Here is a 19,481-nt window from a genome sequence, read left to right as displayed (position 1 = left end):
CACGAATCCGGTCCCTGGACCGGGTTTTTTTTCGTCCATTGATCGTGCCTTCGCAAGGGGCGGATCAAAGCATCCATGCGTACATGCCAGTCTGGCGGCACGCTGACCCGTCGTCCACCATGCCGTTCATGCGTACCGCTTCCGGTGCGCCCTTTGCTTGCGGTGAGGCATGGTTCGAATCTTCTTCGTGGTGGCAAGCCTGTCCGGCCTGGCCGCTTGCACAAGTTGGCCAGCCAAAGGCGGCCCTGGCGCTTCCTGGCAGGCAGTTGAGCCTGTCGCAGGTGGATTCCGGTTTGACTGGCGCCTGTCGGGAGACCCTGCCGTCGCGCCTGTGCAGGTGTTCGATAACGGCAGGGAAGTCTGGCTGCAATTCGCGTCCGGCCAAGCCTTGCCCGCGGTGTTCGGCGTGCGGGGCGACGGTGAGCATGCCTTGCCCTACGTCCGCCGCGACCCGTACGTAGTGGTCAAGGGCGAGTGGGGAGTGCTTCGCTTCCGTGGCGGCCGCTTGGCGGCCAGGGCGGAACGCGCGGAAGACATGGACCGCATCGCGGCCACACCGGCGCAATCCTTGCCGTTGGCGATGTCGGGAGTCGGCGCGCTCGCGGCTGACGGACCTCTGGTGGCTCAGGGGCCGCAGAGAGTGGACGGACCTTTGAGGGTCAGCGGGCTGCCCCCAGTTGACGCCCCGGCCGCCGCCACCACTCCCGGCCTGACCCATTCCCCGTTACCCGTCGCGCCGACACCGGCATATCGAGCCGCTCCGCCGGACGCCACGCTGCGTGCGGTGCTGGCGCGTTGGGCGGACCGTTCGGGTTGGACGTTCCAACCGCAGCATTGGGCAGTGGATGTGGATATTCCGTTGTCCGCGTCCGCGGATTTTCTCGGCGACTTCAAGTCCGCTGTCCGCGAACTGCTCGCCGCGACCGAATTGGCAGAAAAGCCATTGCAGCCGTGCTTCTACGGCAATCAGGTGCTGCGTGTCGTGCCGCTGGCCCAGTCCTGCTCACGCACGGCATCGCCGCAAGGAGCCGGGGCATGACGATCAAACATGTGATGTGCATGGTGGCGTGCGGGGTGCTGAGCGGTTGCACGGCATCGCAGCAAGCGGCGCAGTTGAACCGCGCGGCGAACGAGCGGCGTGGGGAGCTGGCGGATCGACATCAGGCGTTCGCGGCGGGATTATCGGATCGCCAGGCGCGTATCGCGGCACAGGACGTCGCCACGCCATGGGTCGCCGGCAAACCGCAGCCGCTGGCGCGCGCGGTGTCGCTGCCGCCGGCGCTGCGCGAGAACGTGCCGACGACGCTGATGCTGGCCGACGAGGCTGACCTTCCCGTGATGGCCCAGCGCCTGGGCGCCGCTACCGGCATTCCGGTCCGGGTGCGGCCCGACGCCTTGCTACCGTTGGAACAGTTCCTGCCCCGCCTTGCCGTGGATGCCGGGCTGTCGGCGCTGTCTCCGGTCCGTTTCGAAGTACGCGACGGGCCCATGCCGCTAGCCGATCTGCTGGATGCGCTGGCTGCCCGGTTTTCCGTGCATTGGCGTTATGTGCGCGATGCGCTGGAGTTCTACCGCACTGAAACCCGCGTGTTCGACGTGCGGGCCCTTTCACTCGCCAGCGCGGTCGATGTGCGCTTGGGCAGATCGGGCAGCGCAGAAGGCGAAGGCTTTGAAAGCACGTCCAACACCACCCTGTCCGCGAAAGAACACAACGCGTTGGCCGTTCTGCGCGCCACCATCATGCCGTTCCTGACACGATCTGGCCTGGTTGCGGACGCGGTGGATGGCGCATCGTCGCTTGTCGTCACCGACACGCCCGAGGCGCTGGAGCGCGTGGCGCACTACCTGGAGCGCGAGAACAAGGCATTGACGCGCCGCGTGCGGTTGGTCTTCGAGGAAATCACCGTCATCGTCAGGCAATCGGCGTCAGGCGGCATGGACTGGAACGCGCTTTACGCCGCGGCAGGCGCGTCGGCGCGCGTTGCATTACCCGGGGTGGCGCCGCTAGGGGCGGGCTTGCTCGAAGCCGGGGTGAAGCAGGGGCCATTCGACGGCTCGCGCGCGGTCATCTCGGCGCTAAGCACGATGGGCGCGATCGTGAGGCATCGCAAGGTGCCCGTGCTGACCTTGAACCGCCGGCCAGTCACCCATGCGATCCGCACCACGTTTTCGTACATCGACCGGGTGCAAAGCACTGCGGTCCCGGGCACGACGGCAGGCGGGGCCAATGGGTCGCTGCCTGCGGTGTCCATCAGCCAGAAAGAAGAAACCGTGGGTTCGTTCCTGACGCTATTGCCAGACATCCAGGAAGACGGCCAGATACTCTTGTCTGTCGCCTATGACAACGCGGTGGCGCAACCGCTGAAGACCATCACCTTCGGAGAGCGCGGCAATCAGGTACAGGTCCAGCAGATCACGATCGACGGCAACGGCACGGTGCAGCAAATCGAATTGCGGCCGGGCCAGCCCGTCATCCTGTCCGGCTTCGATCGCAGCCAGGATCAGCATGACCGCCAACGCCTGGCGCCTGGCCTCCCGCTGATCGCGGGCGGCCAGGACAGCGCCGCCCAGGAACGTGAAACCACGCTGGTGCTGGTCACGGCGCAGGTCGAAGAAGGGTATTGAGGCCACGCCATGAACCGAGCCCCCCATTTCCTTCTGATCGAATGCGCCGGTGTTGATCGCCAGCTGGCGTTCGGTTTGCGCTGGCTGGTGCTGATCGGCTCCGACGTCTCCGGATTGGCCCGCGCCCGCGGGCGGCGGTTGCGGGCGACCCATGCCGTCGTCGGCGGGTCGCCGGCCACCGTCGCGGGCTATGGCCGGGCGCGTTCAACCTGGCGCCGCGGTCCATCTGCGACGACATCACGGCGGGGGCGCACGCCCCACATCCAGGCTGCCGCGCAACTCTATGCGTTGTTGTACCCGGAGGGCGGTTTGTGCCTGATCCCGCTTCCTGAAGGACGCTACTGGCTGGTCGCGGCTCAGGATGGGTCCGTGCTGTCGCAGGCGGACAGGCTGTTCGACTCGTACAGCGAAGCCTTGCATGCGTGCGCGCGCTTGCGGGAACAGCGCCCCGCCTTGCACGAGCACGATGCCGATTCGGTATGGGAGGCACTGTCGCACGCCGTGGAGCCGGGTGCGCGGCTGGCGGTGCTGCCGTCTCGTTGGACTGCAATGCCGCTCGCCTTGCGCCTGTTCCTGATATGCGTGGGATTGGCAGCCGTCGGGCCGCCGCTATGGCATGGCCTGTCGGCGCGGGTCTTTCCGCGCATGCCGCAAACCCATGATCAGGAGTCCGCGGACCCGGTGGATCCCTACGTGGCGATGCTGGAGGGGACGCCCGCGCATGCGCCCGCCGGTCTCTTCGGCTTGCTGCGCGCGGTGGGAAAACTCCCTGTCCAGGTGCAGGGGTGGGCACTACGCCACGCGCAATGCGATGCCGGGCCGTGGGCCTGGAATTGTTCGGCGCGCTATGCGCGGGCGCATCCGCTCGCGACGAATCAATCGCTGCATGCGCGGCTGCCTGAAGGCTGGCAAGTGTCATTCGCGCCACTGGAAGCGGCCACGCTGTCTTGGCGCGTCGCGGCCGATGCCGTGCCCTTGGCCCGGTTGACGTTGCCGAGCGCGCTGCGCGTGGACACCGAGTTGGTTGCGGCGCTGCAGCGGTTGCAGCCGGCGTTTGCTTCGGTCGCGTTGGATCCGGCCGTGCCCGTGCCGCCGCCTCAGTCGCTGGCGGCGCAACCGCCTGGCGCCGTGGCGGTTGCCCGGCCGGCCATCCGGCGCCGTGCCTTGCGCTTGTCCGGGCCCTTGCGGTCCTTCGCGCTCTTGCCCAGCCTGCTGCCCGCGGTGCGCTGGTCGCGCTTCGTGCTGGACGTGCAACCGCAGCGCCAGCCCAGCCTGGTCGCCAGCACGCTGGTCGCCGAATTGCATGGAGAACTGTATGAGCAGGAATAGGTTTGCACCGGGACGCGCAGCGTTCACCCGGGGTCTTGCGTGTGTTCTGCTCGCGGGCCTCGCACCCGCGGCCGCCCAGCCGACACAGGATTCGCCGCCGGCCGACGAGGCGCAGGCGTGGCCGGAGGTGGAAACGGTGCGCACGCTGTTGCGCGCCGATGCGGCGGCTGCCCTGGCCGATTGCCGGATGCCCGGCATTTGCCAATCCGGTCCGTCGCCTGCCGGGTCGATGGAAACCGTCATCCGGCCGCCGGACGAGATCCGCGTGGCCGCGATATTCGGGGTCGCCCGGCGCCTGAGCGCCGACGTGGTCGTCAATGGCGCCGTGCTGCGCTATCAGACGGGCCGCGCAGCGCCTGTCGCGGGGGCCGTTTCGGCCGCCTCGGCCGGCTATCAATTGCTTGCCATCGAAGGGGCTTGCGTGCGCTTGCGCAGAGATGCCAGGGACCACACCGCCTGCCTGAGCGCGGAGAGGGCAACGCCATGAACGGCCCCTCCACGCCTGCGCCGGCATCGCTGCCTCGCGAATTGCATAGCGCCGACGACATCTTTCGCCTGGCCCCGGCCTTTGTCCGCGCGTTAAGCCGGGAATTCGATCTGGCCTCGCTGGCTGGCCGGCTGTGCCCCGTGCTGCTTGAAAGTGGCGAAGCCGCCATCTTCGCCGTCAAGGAATACCTGCAAGGCGATCCCATCGACGAGGTCGAGCGTCTGGTGCGCGCCGGAGGATACCGGTTGGCGCAGCCGACCCGCTACGCCCTGCCGGCACCCTTGCTGCTGATGGTCTCGCGCGGCCAATTGACGGCGGCGGGCACCGGGTCGCGAAGCGGGGGCAGGCAAGCCGAGCGCGCGTCGGCCCTGGCCGCGCTCTTCCTGGATATCGTGCGATGGGGCGTGTCCCAAGGCGCGAGCGATGTGCACATCAATGTGAACCGGCGCCACGAGGCGTGTGACATCCGGTACACCATCAATGGGGAATATGTCGCGACCGAGCGATTCTCCGGCCTGTCCAATACAACCTTGCTGGAAGTGCTGGCCGTGGCATGGATGGACGTGCGCGGCGGCAATGGCGCTGTGTTCGACCCGGCGCTGGAACAGCAGGGGCGCATCGCGCTGACGGTGGATGGCGCGCCGTTGGTGCTCCGGTGGGCGTCGCTGGCGACCGATGCGGGCCCGTCTGTCTGCCTGCGCATTTTGCGCCTGGATGCCACGGCCGATGGCGACCTGCATGCGTTGGGATATCTGCCTGCCCAGATCGATACCCTGCTGCGCGCCCGCGAACGCGAAGGGGGCGCCATCGTGCTGGCGGGCGTCGTCGGATCGGGAAAGTCCACCACCATTGCGACGTTGATGCGCGGCATCGCCGCCACCCGCAAGGTGATCACGCTGGAGGACCCGGTTGAATACATCATTGCCAACGCCTTGCAGAACACGCTGGGCAGCGCCTTGGCCGAATCCGCGTGGCCGGCGTTCGACGCCAAGCTCAAGACCATCAAGCGTTCGGCCATGAACGATCTGCTGATCGGCGAAATCCGCGATGTCGACACCGGCCGCGCCTTCATGGATCTCGCCGGTTCGGGCGTCAGTTTGTATGCCACCACGCACGCGGGGTCCGCGGCCCTGATTCCGGAACGCCTCGCGTCGGATGCGATCGGCGTGTCGCGTGACTTTCTTGCCACGCCGGGCATTCTGAAACTGCTGGTCTATCAGACGTTGTTGCCCCGCTTATGCGCAGCTTGCGCATTGCCGCTGGACAGCTTGTGGCAGGGGCGCCCGCAGCATCCGGATGCCGCATTGGATTGGCAGGCCTGGGGCCGTTGGCTGCAACGAACGCATCGGCTGGACGCCGAGGCGGCCAGGGTCAGGAACCCGGCGGGATGCGCCGCTTGCCGCAGGCCCCAAGTGCCGGAGCTCAATGGCATCGCGGGACGTAGCGTCGCCGCGGAATTGATCGAACCCAACCGCATGGAAGGGTTCCTGGAACGTGTGCGCCTGCGCGACAACCTGGGCCTGACGCGGTCGGCGGACGCCGGTGAATGCGATGCGACCGGCTGCGGCATGCGGGCGCTGGACTGCGCCCTGCACAAAGTGAATGCCGGGCAAGTCGATCCCAGGGCGCTACTGCGCCGATTCGATTTCGCGGTCTCGCCGCACGCTTGGCACACGGCGCATGCCCGGATGGACGCCGGGCACGGGGGGCGAACATGATCCGCCATTTTCCGCGCCTGGATGCGCTGCGTTTCCGAACCGGACGCGCAGACTACTACGAGTATCTGGCGGATCTGGTCGAGGGGACGCAGGGACGCAAAAGCCTGCGCGACATTTTCGCTGACGACGCACGCCGCTACGGACCGCGCACCGTGCGCGGACGCCTGTCGCATTACTGGGCCGGCGCTTATCCGGAAGCCGGCGGAGACCTTGGCGCCGCGTGGTCCGGCACGCTGCCCTCTGAAGAATGCCTGCTGCTGAGTTGTGTCCAGGAAGAGGGCGGCGACCTTGCCGGGGCGCTGCGCGACCTGGCCCGCGCGGTCCGGTTGGGGGGCGACGCTTGGGTAGCGGTGGTGTCGGCGGCGGCGGCCGGCGTGGCGGCGATGGTTGTGGCCCTCGCTTTGTTGGGCGCCATCCCGTTCTTCAGCGTCCCGCGCCTGCAGCAGGTCTTCCAGATGGTGCCTGCGGAAGACTACGGCAGCCTGACGCGCGGACTGTTCGCGTTGGCTCGGTTGCTGCGGCAATGGCTGTTGCTGTGGCTGGTGCTTGGCGTCGGCATTGCGCTGCTGAGCCTATGGTCGCTGCCAAACGTGGCGGGGGCATTCCGGGCCGGACTCGACCGCTGGCTGCTATGGCGGCTGTACCGCGATTTTCAGGCGATCCGCTTCCTCTGCCTGCTGTCGGTGCTGGTTCGTCAGCACGGCGCGGCCGATACCCGCCTGCGCCACGCCCTGGCGGTCCAGGCGCGGGACGCCAGGCCTTGGATGCATGCGCATCTTCAATCCATGTTGAGCCGTCTGGACGGTGGCGCCAGCGGCCCCGAAATATTCAGTACCGGGCTGCTGGATGAAGAAACGTGGTGGTACATGGCCGACATGACGGACGCGTTGGGGTTGGAAACCGGTCTGGCGCGAGTCCGCCAACGCGTCGAATCGCGGTTGCTGGCACGAGTGCGGCGGCAGGCGGCGGCACTGCGCTGGGCGCTGTTGATCGCGTCGCTGGCGACGGTGCTGGGCGTCACGCTTTGGCACTACGCCGTCATCGACGAACTGCGCCGGGCGCTGACCAACTTTTATGCAAGCCAATAGCGTTGCCGTGTGCTGGCCACACAGGCGGACCCCGGCGCGCATGCGTGTCCTATTTACTCAACGGAGGGTGTGATGCAACAGGTTCTGAAGTTTCAATCCGGCGCCAGGCGCCAGCGTGGATTTTCTTTGATGGAAGTGTCCATCGTGACCGCGATCGTCCTGTTGATCGCGATCGTGGGCATCCCCGCGATCGGGGCATATGTCATCGAAAACAAGGTGCCAAAAGTCGGCGAAGAGCTCCAACGCTTCATCGCCAGCATGAAAATCAATGCCCAGGGCGGAGGCGTCACGCCTTATACGGGGCTGGACACCGGAGCCATGGCCAATGCCCTGCGCGATTCCAGCGTATTGGCCGTCCAGGGCAGCGGGGCGTCGGCGCGCATCGTGCACGGATTGGGAGGCAGCGGCTCCGGCCGCAACGGCATCGTCGAAGTGGTGGCCGCCGCCTTGGGCGGGGCCGGGTTGGGCTCCGCGTTCACGGTCACGCTCACCAATGTCAGCCATGCCGCCTGCCCGGCGCTGGCTTCTGTGCTCCAACGGGTTTCGGAGACGATCTCCATCGGAGGAAATTCAGGCGCCAAGATCGTGAAAGACGCGCTTGCGACGCCCGCGGTGCCGTACCGGGCCGCGCTGGCTCAGGCCCAGTGCAGCCAGGGCGACGTCAATACGTTCACCTTTACCGCGAAATGACGCGCCGCTTCTTGCCGGAACGCGCTGCCCGCGTGTGTCGCCGCCAGGCCGGTTTTTCGCTGGCGGGTATGGCGCTGGCGCTGGCCTTGACTGCCGTGACCGCCATTTGGGCTTCCAACCAGCTTGTCCAACGGATCGAAGATGCGGCGGCGCGCTCGGCGGGGGTGTGGATGGCGCAGATTCGGCAGGCGGCCGCCGGGATGCTGGCGCGGCATTTTGACGCGCTGGCCCAGGGGGCGGCGCCCCTGGACGCCGGGGGCGCACCGCTGTTTGCGGATCCGCAATCCCCTACGGTGGCGGAATTGCGGGCGTTGGCGCACCTGCCGGCCGACTTCCCCGAACGCTCGGCGCTGGGATTCGGCGCGCAAGTCCGGGTGCAGAAAGGAGGGGACTGCCCGGGCGAGCGGTGCAGGATCGATGCCTTGATCTACAGCGCCACGCCGCTGTTGAAACGGGGGACGGGGTCGCCTGACGTAATCGGCATCGCGTCCGTCATCGAAGCCGCGGGCGGCTATGGCGGGGCCGTCTGGCCCGACACGCCAGGGCAGACCCGAGGCGCCGCGTTCCGGTTCGGCAACCCCTTGGCGCCAGGCGCGCCAACCTATGCGCCCGGCACGCTGGCGCTGTGGGCGGGGGCGGGGGCCGAACTGGGGGGCGATACTCCCCCCGTTTTGCCCGACCTGGAACCATTCGTTCGCATCGGCGACGCGCGCGATCCGGCATTGAGCGGGTCGCTGACCGTTGCGGCATCGATGGCCACGGGCGCCTACCTGAGCGTCGGCGGCCGCGCCCAGCCGGGGCATGTATGCGGCCTGGCCAACGGAACGATGGCCAGCACGCAGGCAGGCGACCTGCTGGCATGCCAGTCCGGCGTCTGGCAGCCCGCCAGCGGCGGGTTCGGGGGCGCTTTCAGCAGCAATAACCGGTTCGGATGCCGGCATTATTCCGGGCAGTCGACGGCTAATCCACGTACTGGGGAGTGTTCGTGTCCGGCGGGGTATCAAGCGGTCATCGTATCCGCAGGCGGAAAATGGACGGAAACGGAAGGGTGGACCACCGGCTACGTGTGCGTCCGCTAGAGACTGCCGCCCGTGGGCGCGGCGCTTTTCCGCCAACCCTCTATAATCAAAGATTCGCCTAAATCCTGCGTCATCCACGATGAAATCCTCTGAGATTCGCCGCCAGTTCCTGCAATTCTTCAAGTCGAAGGGGCACACCATTGTTCCTTCGTCGTCGCTCGTCCCCGGCAACGACCCGACCTTGCTCTTCACCAATTCGGGCATGGTCCAGTTCAAGGACGTCTTCACCGGCAAGGAATCGCGGTCGTACTCGCGCGCCACGTCGTCGCAGCGCAGCGTGCGCGCCGGCGGCAAGCACAACGACCTGGAGAACGTGGGCTACACGGCCCGCCACCATACGTTCTTCGAAATGCTGGGCAACTTCAGCTTTGGCGACTACTTCAAGCGCGACGCCATCCAATACGCCTGGGAACTGCTGACGCAGGTCTACAAACTGCCGGCCGAAAAACTCTGGGTCACGGTGTACCAGGAAGACGACGAAGCCTACGACATCTGGGCCAAGGAAGTCGGCGTGCCGACCGAGCGCATCATCCGCATCGGCGACAACAAGGGCGCGCGCTACGCCTCCGACAACTTCTGGCAGATGGCCGACACCGGTCCTTGCGGTCCGTGCTCCGAAATCTTCTTTGACCACGGTCCGGAAATCTGGGGCGGCCCCCCGGGATCGCCCGAGGAAGACGGCGACCGCTACATCGAAATCTGGAACCTGGTGTTCATGCAGTTCGAGCGCGACGCCGCCGGCAACATGCCGCGCCTGCCGCGCCCCTGTGTCGATACCGGCATGGGTCTGGAGCGCATCGCCGCCGTCCTGCAGGGCGTGCACTCCAACTACGAAATCGACCTTTTCCAGAAGCTGATCCACGCCGCTGCTCGCGAAACCGGCATCAAAGACCTGGAAAACAATTCGCTCAAGGTCATCGCGGACCACATCCGCGCCTGCTCGTTCCTGATCGTCGACGGCGTGATCCCCAGCAACGAAGGCCGCGGCTACGTGCTGCGCCGTATCGTGCGCCGCGCGCTGCGCCATGGCTACAAGCTGGGCCAGACCAAGCCGTTCTTCCACCGCCTGGTGCCGGATCTGGTCGCCGAAATGGGCGAAGCCTATCCGGAACTGGCCGCCATGGCCGACCGCGTGGCCCAGGTACTCAAGCAGGAAGAAGAGCGTTTCGGCGAAACGCTGGAACACGGCATGCGCATCCTGGACACGGCCCTGGCCAATGTCGCCAAGGGCGGCGTGCTGGACGGGAATACGCTGTTCACGCTGTACGACACCTACGGCTTCCCCGTGGACCTGACCGCCGACATCTGCCGCGAACGCGAAGTGGAAATCGACATGGCCGGCTTCGAGGTCGCCATGGAACGCCAGCGCGACCAGGCTCGCGCCGCCGGCAAGTTCAAGATGGCCGAAGGCCTCAGCTACGAAGGGGCCGAAACGCGCTTCGAAGGCTATGAAAAGCTGGAGCTGGACAACGTCAAGGTCACCGCCCTGTACGTGGACGGCACCCAGGTGCAGGAAGTGAAAGCCGGCCAAAGCGCCGTGGTCGTGCTGGACGCCACCCCGTTCTACGCGGAGTCGGGCGGCCAGGTCGGCGACACGGGCTTGCTGGAAGCGGACGGCGTGCGCTTTGCCGTCGGCGACACCTTGAAGATCCAGGCCGGCGTGTCCGGCCACCATGGCGTGCTGGAATCCGGTTCGCTGTCGGTGGGCGATACCCTGCTGGCCCGCGTTGACGCGGTCCGCCGCGCCCGCACGATCCGCAACCACTCGGCCACCCACCTGATGCACAAGGCCTTGCGCCAGGTGCTGGGTTCGCACGTGCAGCAGCGCGGCTCGCTGGTGGATCCCGACAAGACCCGCTTCGACTTTGCGCAGGACTCGCCGATGACCGCCGAGCAGATTGCTCGCGTCGAAGCCATCGTCAACGCCGAAGTGTTGGCCAACCAGCCCACCGTGGCCCAGGTCATGGCCTACGACGACGCCGTCAAGGGTGGTGCTATGGCACTGTTCGGCGAAAAGTACGGCGATACCGTGCGGGTGCTGGACATCGGCTTCTCGCGCGAACTCTGCGGCGGCACGCACGTCAGCCGCACGGGCGACATCGGCCTGTTCAAGATCATTTCCGAAGGCGGCGTGGCCGCGGGGGTGCGCCGCATCGAGGCCATCACCGGAGACAACGCGCTGGCTTGGGTGCAGAGCCAGAACGCCCTGCTGACCCAGATCGCTGGCATGCTGCGCAGCACGCCGGCCGACGTGCCGGCGCGCATCGCGCAGGTGCAGGACCAGATCAAGGCGTTGGAAAAGGATCTGGAACAATCCCGCAACAAGCTGGCTGCCAGCGCGGGCAATGACCTGGCCGCCAGCGCCGCAGTGGACGTCAAGGGCATCAAGGTCCTGGCCGCCAGCATCGGCGACGTGGATCCCAAAGCCTTGCGCGGCATGGTCGACAACCTGAAAGACCGCCTGAAACCGGCCGTCGTGCTGCTTGCCACCGGCTCCGCCGACGGCAAGATCAGCGTGGTGGGCGGCGTTACGGCCGATCTGACCGACCGCATCAAGGCCGGCGACCTGGTGGGCTTTGTCGCCAGCCAGGTGGGCGGCAAGGGCGGTGGCCGTCCCGACATGGCCATGGGCGGCGGCACCGACCTTGCGGCCTTGCCCGCGGCGATCGCCGGCGTGCAGAAGTGGGTGGACGAGCGTCTCTGATGGACAGCGTTGAAACCGGCCTCGATTCGGGCGCGCAAGCGCCTGCCTTCGAGCAGGAAGTGGATGCCAGTGGCCTGACGTGTCCCTTGCCCATCCTGCGCGCCAAGAAGGCCTTGGCGCAGATGGCCAGCGGCGACGTGTTGCGCGTCATCACCACGGACCGCAACGCCATTCGCGACTTCCAGGCCTTTGCGCGGCAGACCGGCAACACGCTGGTCCTGCAGCAAGAGGACGACGGCCGCGGCGTGCATTACCTGCGCAGGCGCTGACGCGCGCGGGCCGTTGAGGCCCGTGCCGGCGCTCGAATAAAAAGGCCCGCTTCATCCCGCGGGCCTTTTTGCGTCGACGCGAGATGTGCTTACTTGTGGATGGCTGCCGCGACAGCCTGGGTGATGGTGAAATCCACCAGATCCCCTTCCTTGAGCTGCTGCAGGCGCGCCTGCAGGGCGGGATCCTTCACCTGGATCGTGCGCATGCCGCCTTGCGGGCCCTTCAGCGTGACCAGGTTGGCGCTTTTGTTGATGTGCCAGATCTCGGCGGTGATCGTCGTCTGGCGGCCCATTGCGCCGCCCGGCTTGGCGCCCTTGGCGCTGCGGTTGGCGGCGGTCTCGGTCACCACTTCGGGGGCGCCCGAACCGGCCGGGCGCACATCGACCGCGACGGACTCGTAATAGTCCAGCGTCAGCGTGTCGCCCGGCTTGATCTGTTGGAAATTGCGGACTTCCGGGCCCGCCAGCACGTCCACGGTATTACCGTTGGCGCCTTGCAGCGTGATGGTGCGGGTCGCGGGGTCAACGGCCGTGACTTTGCCCGAAGCGGTGGTCAATGCCGCGCCTACGACACGGGCGGAGGCCGCAAGCGGCATTGCCAGCGTGCCCAGCAGTAGGCCGGTCAGAGCAAGGCGCGCGACGGGGGCGAAGGCGGATTTCTGGTTCTTCATGGTGTGGCACCTCTCCAATAGAGGAAGTGTTGGGAAAAAACACGGAAAAAACGCGGGGAAAACCGGGGGGTAGAGCAAAAGGGGGGGAGTGTCCAGCCCTCAGGACGAGGGTTTGAATGCAGGGGAGGGGCGGCGCCGTAGCGGCGTAGCCGGGGGGAGCAAAGCGTCAGGTCTTGCGCAGGTCGACATAAAACCGATCTCTCCAATCGGGTTATTCTTCACACGCACTCAGGTTCAACCGCACGAAATGAAAGACGCGAAGCGTGCCGTGAGGCTACACTTTCATTTGCGGTGGGCTCCGGCCCATATTTGTAGAATACCCGGATGCGGTGTTTTAGGATACAAATTGCGCCGCCACGACTGATTCAGCACCTGCATTTGCCAGCCGGCTTGTTTAAGTGCTAGAATTTCCCGTTTTTCACAACTAATTCAAGGGATTACCTATGGTGGTGATTCGCCTGGCCCGCGGTGGGTCCAAGAAGCGTCCGTTTTACAACCTGGTGGCCACCGATTCGCGTAACCGTCGCGACGGCCGCTTCATCGAGCGCGTGGGTTTCTACAACCCCGTAGCTAGCGAAGGCACGGAAAACCTGCGCATTGCGCTGGATCGCGTGCAGTACTGGACCGGCACTGGCGCACAACTGTCGCCCGCTGTCGAGCGTCTGGTCAAGGACTACTCGGCCAAGGTTTCCGCCGCAGCTTAATTGCCTGCGTCGTACACAAGCCGTTAGTTCAGCTGTAAAGCTACCATTCTTAGCTGTTTCATCATTACGAAGAGCGCGATACATGTCTGATGCCGCAACCTCTAACGCGGCGCCTACGGATTTGATCGAGCTGGGCCGCATCAGTGCAGCCTACGGTGTGAAAGGCTGGGTTAAGGTGCAGCCCCATTCGGCCAATGCCGAAGTGCTGCTCTCAGCGTCTCAATGGTGGTTGACTCGCCCTGTGCCTGAATTGGCGCGGGGCGCTGTCGCGTCTGCGCCTGTCGCAATCAAGGTTTTGCAAGTCCGTTCGCAGGGCTCCACGGTAGTGGCCCAGCTGGCAGGCATTGCGGATCGCGATCAGGCGGAAGCCTTGCGCGGATATTCCGTGCAAGCGCCGCGCGGGTCTTTTCCTGTGCCCAAGGAAGACGAATACTACTGGGTCGATCTCATCGGTTGTTCGCTGTACACCAGCGCCAACGGTGAACCCGCGCTGATTGGCGTGGTGGACGAAGTCCTTGATAACGGCGCTCACGCCGTCTTGAAGGTCTTGTGCCAGAAGGTGGGGGCCGAAGGGCCCGAGCCTATCCTGAACGCCAAAGGCCGACCCGCCGAAATGCTTGTTCCGTTCGTACGTGCGCACATACACGCCGTCGATCTGGCTGCTCGCCGCATAGACAGCGACTGGCCGGTGGATCTTTGATGCGATTCGACGTCATTACGCTCTTTCCCGAAATGTTCGGGGTGGTGCGCGATCTGGGTGTCACCGGCCGGGCGCATGCCCAGGGCCGGTGGTCCTTGCATGCCTGGAATCCCCGGGATTTCACGCAGGACGTCCATCGCACGGTGGACGACCGCCCGTATGGCGGCGGCCCCGGAATGGTCATGATGGCGGCGCCTTTGGAAGCCGCTGTCAATGCCGCCCAGGGCGCGCGCGCAGCGCTTGGCTTGGGCCGCGCCCCTGTGGCGCTGCTGGCGCCAGTCGGCCAGCGCTACGACCAGGCGGGTGCCGAAAAATTGGCCGCAAGCGATGGGATCATCCTGATTTGCGGCCGCTACGAAGGCGTGGACCAGCGGTTCATCGAACGCTGCGTCACGCATGAGATTTCTCTGGGCGACTTCGTCTTGTCCGGCGGAGAGATCGCTGCGCTGGCGGTGATCGACGCCGCCGTGCGCCTGGTGCCAGGGGTGTTGAACGATGGTGATTCCGCCCTGCAGGATTCGTTCAACGACACCTTGTCCGGCCTGCTGGACAGCCCGCATTACACGCGTCCCGAAGTGTACGAAGGCGAGTCCGTGCCTGCGCCGCTGCTTAGCGGCCATCACGCCAATATCGCCCGCTGGCGGCGCGAGCGTTCGCTTGCGCTGACGGCCGCCCGGCGTCCCGAACTGATCGAATCGGCTCGGGCGAAAGGCTGGCTGAACAAGGCGGACGAACGCTACCTGGCTGAACTGGCCGGCACCTACGATTCGGCCGCCGACGCGCCGAAACGCAGGCGCAAACCGTCGGCCACGTCCGCCCAGCCCCCGAAAGCACCGGACGCGTCCTAAGCAATCCCGTCTTTGATCCGGCCCCGCAAGCGCTAGGGATGTTCCTAGGTTGTGGGCATTTCGGCTGCTCCTTAGTATTGAAAATTACATGCAAATGAAATTTTCATATGACTCGATCTCCTTCTGGCCGATCCATTTCGGGTCGATCCACCGCTGGCCTTTCTGCCTCTGAACGCCGCGCCGCCTTGCCGGCGGCGACAAGCGCGCTGGCGGGCCGGCCGGAATCCGCCGTCGACTTGTGGTTGGGCCAGCAATTGCGCCAGTTGCGCAAGCAGCACGGGCGCTCGCTTGCGGAGGTGGCCCGCGCTTGCGGCATGTCGCTGGGCTTGCTGAGCCAGATCGAGCGCGGCCTGAGTTCCGCGTCGGTAAAGGTCCTGCACGTGCTGGCGCGCGAATTCAACGTGTCCGTGAATTCGCTGCTGCGCAACGCCGAACACACGCAAAGTGAAGACGGCGGCCGTGTCGCCAGGGCCGGCACGCACCGTTATATCGACCTGAGCGAAAAGGGCATCAGCAAAGAGATGTACACGCCGCCCGCCTGCCGCAGCATGGACCTGTGCCGCGCCACCATCGAGCCCGGCGGCTCGACCGGGCAGGAGCTTTTCGTCACGGGCCAGGGCGAGCAGATCGGCGTAGTGCTCAAGGGTTCGCTTGAGCTATGGGTGGGCGACCGCGTCATGCTGCTCAATGAGGGCGACAGTTTTTGCTATGCCAGCAGCACGCCGCGCCGCTGGCGCAATCCGGGGTCGCAGACGACGGAGGTCATCTGGGCCATCTCCAACATCACTCAAGCCGCGGGGGACGACACACAACAGGCGCCCTGAGCGCCAGCTTCCATATAGCGGCGCGACGAATCAGGGGATCGCCGCGCCACCGGGCACGCAGCGCGTCGTTCGGACTTCTTTGCCACGATGAGGATATGTCATGAAATTCAAGACTCTGGTTGTCTCGGTATTCGCAGCATTGTCCATGGCCGCGGGCGCGCAAGCCCAGACGGTGTTGAAAGTGGGGTCCACACCCACCGGCAGTCCTTTCACCTTTCTCGACACCAAGACCAATAGCATCGAAGGCGTGATGGTCGACATCGTGAAGGCCGTCGGCAAAGAAGCGGGGTTCGAGGTGCAGATCGAACCTATGGCGTTTTCGGCGCTGATCGGCTCGCTGACCTCCAAGCGCATCGATATCGTGTCCGCGGCCATGTTCATCACCCCGCAGCGCCAGCAGGTGGTCAGTTTTTCCGACCCCGTATACCGCTACGGCGAAGGGCTGATGGTGCTGAAGACCGACAACAAGGAATACAAATCCTTTGCCGACATGAAGGGCATGACCGTCGGCGTGCAGGTCGGCACTGCATTCGTCGAGCCGATCCAGAAAAGCGGCATGTTCAAGGAAGTGAAGCTCTACGACAATCCGCCCGACATGATGCGCGACGCCAACGCCGGCCGCATCCAGGGCGGTTTCATGGACTTCCCCATCGCGGCCTACATCCTGACCCAGGGCAACTATCCGAACCTGAAGATGGCATCGTCCTATCAGCCGACCATCATGGGCAGTCTGGGCCTGGCCACACGCAAGGAAGATACGGCGTTGCTCGACCGCATCAACAAGGCGCTGGTCAAGCTGAAGGCGAGTGGCGCCATCGACGCCATCCTGAAAAAGTGGGGCCTGTCCGGCGCGTGATGCCGGCCTGACCGCAAAGCCATCAAGTGTTATCGAATCAGCCTTGCCGGCGCGCACCCGCGCGCCGGCGGGCGGGGCGCATCCGGCGTGCCCGTGGGCTGCCTTGTCGGGGTGGGTGAAGTCATGACGGAATTCTTCAAGGACTCGGCGGAGTATCTGCCGATATTGCTGCAAGGCGCGAAGCTGACGATCCTGGTGACGTTGGGTTCGCTGGCGTTGTCGACGGTGCTGGGCCTGGTGTGGGCGCTGATGCGCGTCTCTGGAAACACATTCCTGTCCAAGCTCAGCGGCGGGATCATCAATCTGCTGCGCGGCATCCCGATCATTGTGCTGCTGTTCTACATCTACTTCGTGATGCCCGACATGGGGGTGTCGCTGACGGCCGTGCAGGCCGCCATCATCGGCCTGGGCGTGGCGTATTCCGCGTATCAGGCCGAGAACTTCCGCGCCGGCATCCAGGCCATCGATCGCGGGCAGATCGAGGCCGCGATGGCGATGGGCATGAGCTGGAGCATGACGATGCGGCGCGTGGTGTTGCCGCAAGCCGTGAAGATCGTGCTGCCGCCCTACGGCAACATCATGATCATGATGCTTAAGGATTCCTCGCAAGCGTCCACGATCACGGTGGCCGAACTGGCCTTGCAGGGCAAGCTGATCGCCGTGTCCACCTTCAAGAACGCCACCGTGTTCTCGCTGGTGGCGCTGATGTATCTGGTGATGTGCGTGCCGCTGATCCTGCTGGTTCGGCATCTGGAGAAAAGGAGCGCCACGAAATGATCGAGCTCAAGGGAGTCCGCAAGAGCTTTGGCCCACTGGAGGTGCTCAAGGGCATCGACGCCGAAGTCACCAAGGGCGAGGTCGTGTGCGTGATCGGCCCGTCCGGCTCCGGAAAATCCACCATCTTGCGTTGCATCAATGGGCTGGAGCGCTACAACGCCGGACGCATCACCGTGGATGGCGAGCTGGTCGATGCCGATGCGCCGTCCATCGTGTCTATCCGCACGCAGGTCGCGATGGTGTTCCAGCGCTTCAACCTGTTTCCGCATCGCACCGCGCTGGAGAACGTGATCGAAGGTCCGATCTTCGTGAAGAAGGAGCCGCGCGCGCAGGTGCTGGAGCGGGGCCGCGAACTGCTGGCCAGCGTGGGGCTGGCCGACAAGGCGGATGCGCATCCCAACCAGTTGTCGGGCGGGCAGCAGCAGCGCGTGGCCATTGCGCGCGCCCTGGCAATGCAACCCAAGGCCATCTTGTTCGACGAACCGACCTCTGCGCTGGACCCCGAACTGGTGGGCGACGTGCTGGGCGTGATGCGCAAGCTGGCCGAGGCCGGCATGACCATGGTCGTCGTGACGCATGAAATGAGCTTCGCGCGCGAGGTCGCCGATCGCGTCATGTTCTTCGACGGCGGCGTCATGGTCGAGCAGGGCGCCGCCCGAGAACTCCTGAATCATCCGCAGCACCCCCGCACGCAGGATTTCCTGCGCCGTGTGCTGCATCCCATGTAGGAAGGAATCATCATGCAGCAAGTGCCGTTTCCGCTTTCTCCGTCCTTGTGGGCAGCGACTGCTTCGGCGCCACCGCCGACTCAGCCCCTTGCCGTCTCCGTGCAAGCGGACGTGCTGGTCATCGGCGGCGGCTACGCCGGCCTGAGCACCGCGCTGCATCTGGCCGAACGCGGCGTCAACACCGTGGTGCTGGAAGCGCGCGAGATCGGCTTCGGCGGGTCGGGGCGCAATGGCGGGCAGGTGATCCCTGGGCTGAAGTACGACCCGGACGCGTTGATCTCGATGTTCGGCCAAGAGCGCGGCGAGCGGCTGCTGCGGTTTGCAGGCTCGACCGCGGACGTGGTGTTCAACCTGATCGACCGCCATGCCATGGATGTGCCGCACGTCCGCAAAGGCTGGATCCAGGGCGCCCACAATACCGACGCGCTGCGTATCGCGCACGACCGCGCGGCGCAATGGGCGCGCCATGGGGTGGATGCGCAGCCCCTGGATCGCGCGCAGGTGGGCCGCTTGTTGGGCACGGACCGCTATCTGGGCGGATGGGTGGATAACCGTGCCGGCGCGGTGCAGCCGCTGAGCTATGCGCGTGGGCTTGCGCGCGCTGCGCTGAATGCCGGCGCCACGATTCACACGGATACGCCCGTCACCGGCCTGACGCGCAACGGCGGCAAATGGGTAGCGACGACCGCCGGTGGCGCGGCGGTCACCGCCGACCGGGTGGTGATGTGCACCAACGCCTATGGCGGCGACCTGTTGCCCGGCCTGAAGACGTCCATCATCGATGCCAATACCTTCCAGGTGGCCACGGCGCCGTTGCCTGAGACGGTGCGCGTGGGCATCCTTCCCGAAGGGCACGTCAGCTCCGACACCCGCAACCTGTTGCTGTATTTCCGGCTGGACCATCAGGGCCGGTTGCTGATGGGCGGGCGCGGCCCGTTCCGTGAGCCCAAGGGGCAGGCGGACTGGGCGCATCTGGAGCGGGTGATGCTGAAGCTGTTCCCGCAGGTGGCGGGTACGCCGTTCGAGTACCGTTGGTGCGGGCGCGTTGCCGTTACCCGCGATTACCTTCCGCATCTGCACGAACCGCAACCGGGCCTGCTGGTGGATATCGGCTGCCAGGGCCGCGGGGTGGGGCTGCAGACCAGCATGGGTCGCGCCATGGCCCAGTACGTGGCGACAGGCGACGCCAGCGCGCTGCCTCTGCCCTTGTCGTCCGTCGTGCCGTTCCCGATGTACGGCCTGCGGCGGCTCTACGTCAATGCGGTGGTGACCTGGTATCGCATGACGGACGGCGGCGTCTGACGGTTGCGGCCCATGGTGTCCATGAAATGAAAAACCCCGGAACCGGTCCGGGGTTTCTCGTTTCAGCCAGCTAGGGCAGCTG

19 protein-coding genes are annotated in these 19,481 nt (G+C 65.6%); 18 read left to right on the top strand and 1 reads right to left on the bottom strand.

The window, feature by feature from the left end:
- Positions 1-169 precede the first annotated feature (169 nt).
- The 10 genes from HG262_RS07665 (at position 170) to HG262_RS07620 (ending at position 11,989) form a co-directional block, all read left to right on the top strand.
- The gene (locus HG262_RS07665; protein ID WP_169270445.1) at positions 170-1,039 is read left to right on the top strand and encodes a TcpQ domain-containing protein; all 870 of its coding nucleotides are present in this window, start codon (positions 170-172) and stop codon (positions 1,037-1,039) included.
- Entirely contained in the window at positions 1,036-2,625 is a 1,590-nt protein-coding gene (locus HG262_RS07660) for a hypothetical protein (protein WP_169270444.1), read from the top strand. The genes HG262_RS07665 and HG262_RS07660 overlap by 4 nt, the downstream gene beginning before the upstream one ends.
- A gap of 9 nt (positions 2,626-2,634) precedes the next feature.
- The gene (locus HG262_RS07655) at positions 2,635-3,954 is read left to right on the top strand and encodes a type 4b pilus protein PilO2 (protein WP_169270443.1); all 1,320 of its coding nucleotides are present in this window, start codon (positions 2,635-2,637) and stop codon (positions 3,952-3,954) included.
- On the top strand, positions 3,941-4,441 hold the full coding sequence (locus HG262_RS07650) for a hypothetical protein (protein WP_169270442.1): 501 nt from the start codon (positions 3,941-3,943) through the stop codon (positions 4,439-4,441). The genes HG262_RS07655 and HG262_RS07650 overlap by 14 nt, the downstream gene beginning before the upstream one ends.
- Positions 4,438-6,159, top strand: coding sequence for an ATPase, T2SS/T4P/T4SS family (locus HG262_RS07645; protein WP_169270441.1), 1,722 nt, complete (start codon positions 4,438-4,440; stop codon positions 6,157-6,159). Before HG262_RS07650 ends, HG262_RS07645 begins: the two co-directional genes overlap by 4 nt.
- Positions 6,156-7,247, top strand: coding sequence for a general secretion pathway protein (locus HG262_RS07640; protein WP_169270440.1), 1,092 nt, complete (start codon positions 6,156-6,158; stop codon positions 7,245-7,247). Before HG262_RS07645 ends, HG262_RS07640 begins: the two co-directional genes overlap by 4 nt.
- Positions 7,248-7,319: 72 nt before the next feature.
- Positions 7,320-7,937 carry a type 4 pilus major pilin gene (locus HG262_RS07635; RefSeq protein WP_169270489.1) on the top strand — a complete coding sequence of 206 codons (618 nt, stop codon included), beginning with the start codon at positions 7,320-7,322 and terminating at the stop codon, positions 7,935-7,937.
- An 11-nt stretch (positions 7,938-7,948) separates the two neighbouring features.
- Complete coding sequence (locus HG262_RS07630; protein ID WP_248293277.1) at positions 7,949-9,016, top strand: prepilin; 1,068 nt, start codon at positions 7,949-7,951, stop codon at positions 9,014-9,016.
- 79 nt (positions 9,017-9,095) lie between these two features.
- Entirely contained in the window at positions 9,096-11,720 is a 2,625-nt protein-coding gene (gene alaS, locus HG262_RS07625) for an alanine--tRNA ligase (protein ID WP_169270439.1), read from the top strand.
- Entirely contained in the window at positions 11,720-11,989 is a 270-nt protein-coding gene (locus HG262_RS07620; protein ID WP_169270438.1) for a sulfurtransferase TusA family protein, read from the top strand. Before alaS ends, HG262_RS07620 begins: the two co-directional genes overlap by 1 nt.
- An 89-nt stretch (positions 11,990-12,078) precedes the next feature.
- Here the strand turns inward: HG262_RS07620 and HG262_RS07615 are convergent, their stop codons facing one another.
- On the bottom strand, positions 12,079-12,660 hold the full coding sequence (locus HG262_RS07615) for a hypothetical protein (protein WP_169270437.1): 582 nt from the start codon (positions 12,658-12,660) through the stop codon (positions 12,079-12,081).
- A gap of 443 nt (positions 12,661-13,103) precedes the next feature.
- On the opposite strand from HG262_RS07615, the gene rpsP reads away from it, so the two are divergent.
- The 8 genes from rpsP to HG262_RS07575 all read left to right on the top strand — a co-directional run bounded on the left by rpsP (position 13,104) and on the right by HG262_RS07575 (position 19,399).
- Entirely contained in the window at positions 13,104-13,364 is a 261-nt protein-coding gene (gene rpsP, locus HG262_RS07610; RefSeq protein ID WP_006224007.1) for a 30S ribosomal protein S16, read from the top strand.
- 82 nt (positions 13,365-13,446) lie between these two features.
- On the top strand, positions 13,447-14,064 hold the full coding sequence (gene rimM / locus HG262_RS07605; protein ID WP_169270436.1) for a ribosome maturation factor RimM: 618 nt from the start codon (positions 13,447-13,449) through the stop codon (positions 14,062-14,064).
- Positions 14,064-14,912 carry a tRNA (guanosine(37)-N1)-methyltransferase TrmD gene (gene trmD, locus HG262_RS07600; protein WP_169270435.1) on the top strand — a complete coding sequence of 283 codons (849 nt, stop codon included), beginning with the start codon at positions 14,064-14,066 and terminating at the stop codon, positions 14,910-14,912. Before rimM ends, trmD begins: the two co-directional genes overlap by 1 nt.
- 107 nt (positions 14,913-15,019) lie before the next feature.
- The gene (locus HG262_RS07595; RefSeq protein WP_248293276.1) at positions 15,020-15,736 is read left to right on the top strand and encodes a helix-turn-helix domain-containing protein; all 717 of its coding nucleotides are present in this window, start codon (positions 15,020-15,022) and stop codon (positions 15,734-15,736) included.
- A 100-nt stretch (positions 15,737-15,836) separates the two neighbouring features.
- Entirely contained in the window at positions 15,837-16,592 is a 756-nt protein-coding gene (locus tag HG262_RS07590; RefSeq protein WP_169270434.1) for an ABC transporter substrate-binding protein, read from the top strand.
- A 123-nt stretch (positions 16,593-16,715) separates the two neighbouring features.
- Positions 16,716-17,369 carry an amino acid ABC transporter permease gene (locus HG262_RS07585; protein ID WP_169270486.1) on the top strand — a complete coding sequence of 218 codons (654 nt, stop codon included), beginning with the start codon at positions 16,716-16,718 and terminating at the stop codon, positions 17,367-17,369.
- On the top strand, positions 17,366-18,097 hold the full coding sequence (locus HG262_RS07580; protein WP_006224000.1) for an amino acid ABC transporter ATP-binding protein: 732 nt from the start codon (positions 17,366-17,368) through the stop codon (positions 18,095-18,097). The genes HG262_RS07585 and HG262_RS07580 overlap by 4 nt, the downstream gene beginning before the upstream one ends.
- A gap of 12 nt (positions 18,098-18,109) precedes the next feature.
- Positions 18,110-19,399 (top strand): FAD-binding oxidoreductase, encoded by a 1,290-nt coding sequence (locus HG262_RS07575; protein ID WP_169270433.1) that lies wholly within the window; start codon positions 18,110-18,112, stop codon positions 19,397-19,399.
- Positions 19,400-19,481 lie beyond the last annotated feature (82 nt).

This window comes from Achromobacter sp. Bel, from assembly GCF_012928505.1.
Taxonomy (GTDB): Bacteria; Pseudomonadota; Gammaproteobacteria; order Burkholderiales; family Burkholderiaceae_B; genus Achromobacter.
This window is presented reverse-complemented; position numbering and strand designations above follow the sequence as displayed.

Excerpts from the sequence above, each read along its gene's own strand:
- HG262_RS07620 (WP_169270438.1), top strand. The coding sequence starts at position 11,720 with ATGGACAGCGTTGAAACCGGCCTCGATTCGGGCGCGCAAGCGCCTGCC.
- rpsP (WP_006224007.1), top strand. The coding sequence starts at position 13,104 with ATGGTGGTGATTCGCCTGGCCCGCGGTGGGTCCAAGAAGCGTCCGTTT.
- HG262_RS07655 (WP_169270443.1), top strand. The coding sequence starts at position 2,635 with ATGAACCGAGCCCCCCATTTCCTTCTGATCGAATGCGCCGGTGTTGAT.
- HG262_RS07575 (WP_169270433.1), top strand. The coding sequence starts at position 18,110 with ATGCAGCAAGTGCCGTTTCCGCTTTCTCCGTCCTTGTGGGCAGCGACT.
- trmD (WP_169270435.1), top strand. The coding sequence starts at position 14,064 with ATGCGATTCGACGTCATTACGCTCTTTCCCGAAATGTTCGGGGTGGTG.
- HG262_RS07665 (WP_169270445.1), top strand. The coding sequence starts at position 170 with ATGGTTCGAATCTTCTTCGTGGTGGCAAGCCTGTCCGGCCTGGCCGCT.
- HG262_RS07640 (WP_169270440.1), top strand. The coding sequence starts at position 6,156 with ATGATCCGCCATTTTCCGCGCCTGGATGCGCTGCGTTTCCGAACCGGA.
- alaS (WP_169270439.1), top strand. The coding sequence starts at position 9,096 with ATGAAATCCTCTGAGATTCGCCGCCAGTTCCTGCAATTCTTCAAGTCG.
- HG262_RS07650 (WP_169270442.1), top strand. The coding sequence starts at position 3,941 with ATGAGCAGGAATAGGTTTGCACCGGGACGCGCAGCGTTCACCCGGGGT.
- HG262_RS07645 (WP_169270441.1), top strand. The coding sequence starts at position 4,438 with ATGAACGGCCCCTCCACGCCTGCGCCGGCATCGCTGCCTCGCGAATTG.
- rimM (WP_169270436.1), top strand. The coding sequence starts at position 13,447 with ATGTCTGATGCCGCAACCTCTAACGCGGCGCCTACGGATTTGATCGAG.
- HG262_RS07660 (WP_169270444.1), top strand. The coding sequence starts at position 1,036 with ATGACGATCAAACATGTGATGTGCATGGTGGCGTGCGGGGTGCTGAGC.
- HG262_RS07635 (WP_169270489.1), top strand. The coding sequence starts at position 7,320 with ATGCAACAGGTTCTGAAGTTTCAATCCGGCGCCAGGCGCCAGCGTGGA.
- HG262_RS07595 (WP_248293276.1), top strand. The coding sequence starts at position 15,020 with ATGACTCGATCTCCTTCTGGCCGATCCATTTCGGGTCGATCCACCGCT.
- HG262_RS07615 (WP_169270437.1), bottom strand. The coding sequence starts at position 12,660 with ATGAAGAACCAGAAATCCGCCTTCGCCCCCGTCGCGCGCCTTGCTCTG.
- HG262_RS07585 (WP_169270486.1), top strand. The coding sequence starts at position 16,716 with ATGACGGAATTCTTCAAGGACTCGGCGGAGTATCTGCCGATATTGCTG.
- HG262_RS07580 (WP_006224000.1), top strand. The coding sequence starts at position 17,366 with ATGATCGAGCTCAAGGGAGTCCGCAAGAGCTTTGGCCCACTGGAGGTG.
- HG262_RS07590 (WP_169270434.1), top strand. The coding sequence starts at position 15,837 with ATGAAATTCAAGACTCTGGTTGTCTCGGTATTCGCAGCATTGTCCATG.